General features: G+C 62.8%; 9 protein-coding genes. 5 read left to right on the top strand and 4 right to left on the bottom strand.

Annotation, left to right across the window (positions count from 1 at the left end; genetic code table 11):
• The coding region (locus VEK15_03610) for a VCBS repeat-containing protein (GenBank protein ID HXV59755.1) at positions 1 to 1,053 on the bottom strand (1,053 nt) is incomplete at its 3' end.
• A 115-nt stretch (positions 1,054 to 1,168) separates the two neighbouring features.
• Between VEK15_03610 and VEK15_03605 the strand changes: the two genes are divergently transcribed.
• Positions 1,169 to 2,269, top strand: a complete 1,101-nt coding sequence (locus VEK15_03605) for a BON domain-containing protein (GenBank protein HXV59754.1) — start codon at positions 1,169 to 1,171, stop codon at positions 2,267 to 2,269.
• Here VEK15_03605 and VEK15_03600 read toward each other — a convergent pair.
• Positions 2,266 to 2,574 (bottom strand): MTH1187 family thiamine-binding protein, encoded by a 309-nt coding sequence (locus VEK15_03600; GenBank protein HXV59753.1) that lies wholly within the window; start codon positions 2,572 to 2,574, stop codon positions 2,266 to 2,268. The two genes, VEK15_03605 and VEK15_03600, sit on opposite strands and share 4 nt — an antisense overlap.
• Positions 2,575 to 2,702: 128 nt before the next feature.
• Here VEK15_03600 and VEK15_03595 point away from each other — a divergent pair, with 128 nt between their 5' ends.
• Positions 2,703 to 5,129 (top strand): ABC transporter permease, encoded by a 2,427-nt coding sequence (locus VEK15_03595; GenBank protein ID HXV59752.1) that lies wholly within the window; start codon positions 2,703 to 2,705, stop codon positions 5,127 to 5,129.
• A gap of 135 nt (positions 5,130 to 5,264) precedes the next feature.
• Here VEK15_03595 and VEK15_03590 read toward each other — a convergent pair whose 3' ends face one another.
• Together VEK15_03590 and VEK15_03585 are read right to left on the bottom strand one after the other, a co-directional pair.
• The gene (locus VEK15_03590; protein HXV59751.1) at positions 5,265 to 5,693 is read right to left on the bottom strand and encodes a type II toxin-antitoxin system VapC family toxin; all 429 of its coding nucleotides are present in this window, start codon (positions 5,691 to 5,693) and stop codon (positions 5,265 to 5,267) included.
• Positions 5,690 to 5,884, bottom strand: coding sequence for a hypothetical protein (locus VEK15_03585; protein ID HXV59750.1), 195 nt, complete (start codon positions 5,882 to 5,884; stop codon positions 5,690 to 5,692). Before VEK15_03585 ends, VEK15_03590 begins: the two co-directional genes overlap by 4 nt.
• A gap of 233 nt (positions 5,885 to 6,117) precedes the next feature.
• Between VEK15_03585 and hpt the strand changes: the two genes are divergently transcribed.
• The 3 genes from hpt to VEK15_03570 form a co-directional block, all read left to right on the top strand.
• A complete protein-coding gene (gene hpt, locus VEK15_03580) occupies positions 6,118 to 6,648 on the top strand; it encodes a hypoxanthine phosphoribosyltransferase (protein ID HXV59749.1) in 531 nt (176 codons plus the stop codon).
• A gap of 20 nt (positions 6,649 to 6,668) precedes the next feature.
• Positions 6,669 to 7,103 carry a DCC1-like thiol-disulfide oxidoreductase family protein gene (locus VEK15_03575; GenBank protein ID HXV59748.1) on the top strand — a complete coding sequence of 145 codons (435 nt, stop codon included), beginning with the start codon at positions 6,669 to 6,671 and terminating at the stop codon, positions 7,101 to 7,103.
• A gap of 43 nt (positions 7,104 to 7,146) precedes the next feature.
• The coding region (locus VEK15_03570) for a gamma-glutamyltransferase (GenBank protein HXV59747.1) at positions 7,147 to 7,470 on the top strand (324 nt) is incomplete at its 3' end.

The following is a 7,470-nucleotide window of genomic DNA, read 5'->3' as shown; positions in this document are numbered from 1 at the left end:
ATCCTCATCACCGTCGTTGTCGAAATCGGCGAAGTGAGTGCCCCATGAGAGGTAATTCATGCTGGGGGCTCCGAGGCCGATACGATCGGTCACGTCCTCGAACTCTCCGCCACCGAGGTTCCGGTAGAACGTATTCGTGTCGTTCTGGAAGTTGGTGACGAACAGGTCGAGGTCTCCGTCTCCGTCGGGATCGCCGGCGGCGACTCCCATTCCTGACTGCTCGAACCCCTTGCCGCTGTAGCCCGCCCCCGATAGGAGCGAGACGTCCTCGAAACGCATGCCGCCGAGGTTTCGCAAGAAGAGATTGATCGTCGAATCGCAGGCGGCATAGATATCGACCAGGCCGTCTCCGTCGAGATCGGAGAGAACGAGGCCGAGCGTCTTCACGTCGTCCCGTCGTGCGCCCGAGGTCTCGGTCACGTTCTCGAACGTGGCGTCCCCGAGGTTCCGGTACAGCTGATTCGAAGCACCGGCGAGGCCGTCGGGTCCGCAATAGACCGGGATACCCCGGTACAGGCACTTGCCCTCGCTAGCGGGAGCGATGGACTTGCGGTCGAAGCTGAGGTACGTCCCCACGACGAGATCGAGACTTCCGTCGAGATCGAGATCGGAGAACGCGGCGCTCGAGCTGACTGCGTCGGCGTCGTCGATACCGCCGTACTCGACGAACGTTCCATCTCCGCGGTTGAGGTAGAGCCGGTTTCGGCCGAAGTTCGCCACGTAGAGGTCGGGGTCGCCGTCGTTGTCCACGTCGCCCACGGCACAGCCGCCGCCCCATGCCTCGTCTCGAATTCCCGCCCAGTCGGTCACGTCGACGAATCGCCGGCCGTCCTCGTTCCGATAGAGGACGTCCGGAGCTCCTGGCTCGTCGAATCGACCGCCGTTCACGACGTAGAGATCGATGTCGCCGTCGTGGTCGAAGTCGAGAAAACAGCCCCCAGAACCTGTGCTCTCGATGATGTAACTCTTCTCCTCGGACCCGGATACGTTACGCACCCAAAGTCCGAACGAGGCCGCGACGTCGGCGAAACGAAATGCCGCAAGCAACGTCATCGCCGCCAAGTTCACATCGTTACCCGTTTCCAAGTGTATACGACCCGGATCCCTGCTGGGTCCAGACGTTCGGCCACTCGATCGTCGAATCCGAATGGGACTAAGATGACGGCAGATGCGGACCCTGGCTCTTCTCATCCTTCTGCTGTCCCCGACACAACCGAGCGATGACCGGCTGCAACAAGTCGTTCGCAAGGTGCTGGAAGAGGCTGGGTTCGATTCCGACAAGGTGCGGGTAACGACACAGGGCGGGGCGGTCACGCTCAGCGGCGAGGTCAGAGATGCCAGGGAGAAGCTCCGCGCCATCCAAGCGGTCTTTCGCGTCTCGGAAGTCGAGTCCGTCGACACCGAGCTTCGTCTGCTCTTCGGCAAGACGCCCGAAGTCGAGGAGGAAATCTGGTCGTTCTTGATGCAGTACGGGCTCGACGGGGGGATTGCCACCGTTCTGGTGGAAGACCGGGTCGCTACTTTGCGGGGGGAAGTGCCGAACGACGAGACGCGGGAGAAAATCGTGTCGGTCACGAAGAACGTGAGCGGAGTCGCGTCGGTGGTCGACGAGATCGTGGTCACGTCGGCGGATGCCAACACCGCGAGCGAGGCGGCGACCGAAGACCTGACGAGCGACACAGCAACCGTCGCCGAGTTGAACCCCACGGCCGCCGACGAGGAGATTCCCCCCGTTCCCCTCGAGACCCGGGAAGAACCTTCCTTACCCCCAGAACCGCCGGAACCAAAGCTAGACGCGCCCGACGAAGTGGACTCCACGCTCGTGGCGAGGGAGATCATTCACCAGATCATCACGTATCCCGGCTACACGGTCTTCGACAACATCCAGTTCGGATTCGATCGAGGGATCGTGACGCTTTCCGGAGTCGTGACCGAGATCGAGAAGAAGGACGAGTTGGAGCAGAGGATCGCGGGCCTCCCGGGCGTCGTTGCGATCGATAACAAGATGCGGGTGCTTCCCAACTCGAGCGCGGACCAGAAATTGCGCGAGAAGCTGTTCCAGCAAATATACGAGAACCCTTTGTTCTCCGAATACGCCGGACAGAGGAACCCGCCGATACATATCCTCGTCGAAGCCCAGGGAGTGGTTCTCACCGGCGTGGTCGACGAAGTATTGCAGAGGATGGTCGCCGAGGGCCTGGTATTGAACACGTTCGGCGTCCGCTCGGTCCAGAACCGAATCCGCGTCCGCGAGCAACGCCCTCGCTAGCCCCCATCCGAAAGCTTCGCGCGAACGCTTTCGATCTTCTCCGCCATGGTCTGCTCCCGGTCCGTTCTCGTGCCGCATTTGATGTTCGTGTGGATGCGCGGGGCGCCCATCTCGTGGACCACCTCGTGGCATCGCTTGATAGCGTCGAAGACGGCGTCCCATTCGCCCTCGATGTTCGTGCCGTAAGCGTGCATGCGAATCTCGAGCCCGGGCCCGCTCAGCACCCGCTGACATGCGGCAATGTACTTGGAGACCGAAGTTCCCACCCCCAGGGGCACGATGCAGAGATCGGCTATGACTTTCATGGTCAGAGCATACCCGCATCGAGCTTTTTCGTTAATGCCTGCCGACCCGAGTGTCCCGCGTTCGGACGGCGGCTTCCCAGGGAGAGACACGGCCGCGCCGACTGACCTGAAACGGCGCGCGCGAACGCATGGCATCGGAGTTGCAGCGACAGCTGAATATGACCGGGCTCTGGCAAGACATTCGATTCGGCGCCCGGTCGCTGCTCCGAAACCACGGCCTCTCGGCTGCCGTCCTCGCCACGCTCGCGCTCGGGATCGCACTTTCGACCTCGCTTTTTTCCGTCGTCAATGGCGTGCTCCTGCGCCCTCTGCCGTACCCGGATTCGGCTGGTCTCGTTCAGGTCTGGGAGACACGTCCCCAGCTCGGCCGCGAACGAAATCCCGTCTCACCCGCCGATTTCTTCGATTGGGCTTCCCTCAACGAGGTCTTCGAGTCGATGGCGGCCTACGTCCCGAGAAGCGTTGGGGTGAGTGGCGAAGGGGAACCGATCCAGGTGGAAGGCGCCGCGGTATCGGCGGACTTCTTCAGGGTCTTGGGCGCTCCCGCGGCTTACGGTCGGCTCTTCGACGAGCGGGACGACGAGCCCGGAGCCCCTCCGGTCGTAGTGCTCGACGATGGAATCTTTCGTCGACTCTTCGGCTCCGATTCTTCCGCCGTGGGGCGCACGCTCGTCGTCGACGGGATTCCGCGCCGTGTGGTAGGAGTTCTCTCTCCCTCCCTCTCCTTTCCTCGTTCAGCGACGGAGCTCTGGATTCCCCTTGGGCTCGACCGAGCAGAACGCCAGGTGCGTGCGCTCCACACTCTCCGGGTCATCGCCCGTTTGCGTCCCGGCGTCTCCCTGCTCGAAGCGGGAGAGCGAATGGAAGCGCTTGCGGCAACGCTCGAAAAGGAGCACGCCGTCAACCGCGGTCACGGCGCGAGCGTCCGTTCGCTCAAGGACGAGTTGGTGGGAGACGTCCGGCCCGCTTTGCGAATCCTCTCGGTTGCAGTGGCCCTGCTTCTGATCGTTGCCTGCACGAACGTAGCCAACCTTCTGCTCGCCAGGGCCACCGGGCGGAGCCGAGAGATGGCCCTTCGAGTGTCGCTCGGTGCCCGGCGCACGAGGCTCGTTCGACAGCTCCTCACCGAGAGCCTACTCCTCGCGCTGGGAGGCGGTCTCATGGGAACGCTCCTGGCGGTGTGGAGCATCGACGCTTTGCGCGGACTTCCACCCACGGTCCTTCCACGCGCGGGAGAGATCGGTCTCGACGGAGCGGTCATGGCCTTCACGCTCGTCACGTCGCTCTCGAGCGGAGTCTTCTTCGGGATCGCGCCGGCTCTCCAGGGCTCGTCGCAGGCAGCGCCGATGTCGAATCTGACCGCAAGGGGCTTCTTGCCCCGAGGCCGCCGGCTTCGTCAGGCGCTCGTTGTAACCCAGGTGGCCGTCGCGCTCATCCTCGCAACGGGCTCGGCGCTCCTGGCACGCAGCGTCGTTCGCCTCCTCGACGTCGAGCCCGGCTTCCATCACGAGAGCCTTCTGACCGCAGGCGTCTCTCTTCCGGAGGCCCGCTATCCGAGCCCCGAGTCGCGTGCCATCTTTTTCCGCGAGCTCCAGGATCGCCTTTCCGCCTCTCCCGATGTCATTTCTGCGGCGACGGTGACCGCTCTTCCACTTCAAGGTCCGTCGGGGGGCCGGTACTTCTTCATCGTCGGCGATCCTCCACGCCCGCCGGGTCAGGGACTGAACGCGAATTTCAACCTCGTGAGCCCGGACTACTTCCAAACCATGGGTATTCCGCTGCTTCGCGGCCGGGACTTCACCGTTGCCGACGGGATCGAAGCATCCCCGGTCGCGATCGTGAACCAGGCCATGGCCGACCGCTTCTGGCCAGGACGGGATCCTCTCGGGGCGCGCATTGGTGTGGGACAGGAACCGCATCGAACCGTCGTCGGCGTGGTCGGAAACGTGAGACAGAGCGGCCTGGATCAGAAGCCCGAGCCGGAAATGTTCTGGCCTCAGCTGCAGAACCCGTATCACCTCGCCGTCATCGTGACACGAACGGCCGGCGAACCTCTCGCCGCGCTTCCCGTGCTTCGGGAAACCGTGCGAGCCATCGATCGGGAGATGGTCCTCGCTCGAATCTCGACGGGCGAGGAGATCGTCTCCGGCTCAGTGGACTCGCGAAAACTGCCCCTCGGGCTCTTCACCCTCTTCGCCGGCCTCACCGTTCTGCTCGCCGCCGTCGGACTGGGGGGCGTTCTCTCCTATGCGGTCAGCCTGCGCACGAGAGAGCTCGGGCTCCGGCTCGCACTCGGAGCGGAGAGGCGGAGCGTGATGAGCCTCGTCCTGCGCGATGGTCTCATACTCGCGGGGTCGGGGATTGCACTCGGCGCTGTCGCGTGCGTTTTTCTGGCCGGATTTCTGTCCCACCTCCTTTACGGAATGAGCCCTAGGGATCCCAGCACGCTGTCCGGGGTTGCGCTCCTTCTCGGCGGAGTGAGCGTCCTCGCCGCCTATATACCGGCACGACGGGCGACGAAGGTAGATCCCGTGGTGGCGCTCCAGCACGAATGAAGGCCGAGACCCTCATCTCGAGCCGCTGCTGGGACCAATTCGCGCAACATCTCTCACGGCTCCTCGAGAGGTGCGTGCGCGCGATCTGCTAGCCCCAATGTAACGTGCACCACGATTTGCCACTTGGGCATAGACTCACTCGACGACACTGAGTGAGTAATCGAGGTGTCGCGAGATGAGCCGGAAGTCCTGCGCATTGTGGGTAAAGAGAGTTGCTCCGATCCGTCGAGCCGAGAGGGCAATCAAGATATCGTTGAGCAACCTTGGAAGCTTGCTCTTGAATGCTCGGTCTTCCTCCTGAATCGTGGAGACGATCCGCGCTGCCGCGATCCAATCCGTGAACAAGGGTGAGGCGACGCGTCCGGTCCGCTCCATGGGCTTGGTGAACCGCTCCACGAGTCGCCGGGTTGTGCGGTCACGCGCGTTCACGTATAGCTCGTACGCCACGACGGCGGACAGATACGTGATGGGAATGAGCGGGAAAAAAGTCGCCTGAAAGCGAGATCTCTCTTCCGCAGAGCGGACGGCGCCGACATAAATGCTGGTGTCGATGAGGACCTTCATCGATAGGTCGGTCGAAAACGACCTTCGGCAAGCATCTTCTCCAGGGCCTCCTCGATCTCGGAGTCGTCGATCGTCTTCTGCAGAGCCTTTTGGATGGCTTCGGTTTCCGTCTTCGCGTGCAGAAGCCGCCGAACCCGTTCGATGATCTGAGCGTCGAGGTTATAGGTCTTCTTCTTGAGAGTTGCTGCCACGTCCGCCTCCGATACTTGTTACACGTACATTTTATACGGATCATCTGTATAGGCCAACCGCCTGAGGTTCTCTTATTGCCCTGGTCCCGGGACAGGCAGAGCGGTCGCCGAGGCTTCGGCACGGCGGACAGGCGGAGCACCCCTTGCTCCATCCTTGCCGCAGGTCGGGGCGCTTTGTCCCATGGGTGCCGACTTGCGCCCGCCCCCATCACGCGATGAGGTAGGATTTAGACGTGAAAACCGGGGACCCAGAAATCCTCATCAGCGAGGCCGACCTCAAGGCTCGCGTCGAGGAGATCGCCCGGCGCATCAGCGCCGATTATGCCGACACGCCCGAGCTCTATCTCATCGGCGTCCTTCGTGGTGCGTTCATCTTTCTCGCCGACCTGTCGCGACGGCTGACGGTTCCGCGGCGCGTCGATTTCATCGCGATCTCGAGCTACGAGGACGAGTCCACGACCGGAGGCGCGGTCCGGCTCGTAATGGACGTCCGCACACCCATCGAGGGCCAGCACGTCCTCATCGTCGAGGACATCGTGGATACGGGCTACACCCTGGAGTATCTACGGCAGACTCTCCGCGCGAGAAGGCCCGCATCCCTCAAGACCTGCGCCCTGCTTCAGAAACCCGACCGCCTTCAGGTACCGAGCGAGGTCGACTACCTCGGCTTCACCATCCCCGACCGATGGGTGGTGGGATACGGGCTCGATTACGCCGACCAATTCCGCACTTTGCCTTACATCGGCGTGGTCGAGCCGACCTGAGCGGCGCACTCGAGACGTCCTTGCCAGCGACGCACAACGGCCGTCGACGCAACGTGGTGCTCTTCGATGGAGTCTGCGTTCTCTGCGACCGGTCGATGCGATTCCTCCTGGCCAAGGACGATGGCGAAGTCTTGAGCTTCGCTCCCCTTCAAGGGGAGACGGCCCGCCAGATACTGGCTCGACACCCGAAGGCCGATCGCTCACTCGCAACCGTCCTCTATGCACGAGAGGTCGACACCGAAAACGAAATGGTCTACGAGAGGTCCGACGCCGCTCTGATGATTCTTCGAGACCTCGGGGGAATCTGGCGTGCCCTGTCTTGGCTCAGGTGGATCCCGAGAGCGATCCGGGACGGCATTTATGGCGTCATCGCGCGAAACCGCTACCGGTGGTTCGGGAAACTCGACGCCTGCCAGCTTCCGGGATCTGACGAATCGCACCGCTTCCTCGACTGATGGCATGAGGATACGTATCATCCTGGGCTGAATAGGAGGGGAAATGAGCACGGTCCGACTTCTCCTGACTGTGGTGTTCGCGACGTCTCTCGTAACAGCGGCTTCCCCCGAACGGCCCTTTTGGCGCCCGGTGGTCATGGGGACACAGGGCATGGTGGCCGCCGAGCACCCGCTCGAAGCAATGGCGGGCATGAAGGTTCTGGAAGCGGGCGGCAACGCCATCGACGCTGCTGTCGCCGTCTTCTACATGACGGGCGTCGTCGAGCAGCACCAGGCTGGCATTGGAGGAGATGGATTCCTTCTCGCCTATTTGGCCGAAGAAGACCGGGTCGTCTTCGTCAACGGGACGGGGCCCGCTCCGGCAGCC

It is taken from the genome of Vicinamibacteria bacterium, from assembly GCA_035620555.1.
In the GTDB taxonomy this organism is placed as follows: Bacteria; Acidobacteriota; Vicinamibacteria; order Marinacidobacterales; family SMYC01; genus DASPGQ01.
Note: the sequence above shows the minus strand (reverse complement) of the source record. Positions and strands in the feature narration are given on the sequence as shown.

Coding starts and splice junctions, on each gene's coding strand:
- VEK15_03595 (HXV59752.1), top strand. CDS start 2,703: ATGGCATCGGAGTTGCAGCGACAGCTGAATATGACCGGGCTCTGGCAA.
- VEK15_03600 (HXV59753.1), bottom strand. CDS start 2,574: ATGAAAGTCATAGCCGATCTCTGCATCGTGCCCCTGGGGGTGGGAACT.
- VEK15_03605 (HXV59754.1), top strand. CDS start 1,169: ATGCGGACCCTGGCTCTTCTCATCCTTCTGCTGTCCCCGACACAACCG.
- VEK15_03590 (HXV59751.1), bottom strand. CDS start 5,693: ATGAAGGTCCTCATCGACACCAGCATTTATGTCGGCGCCGTCCGCTCT.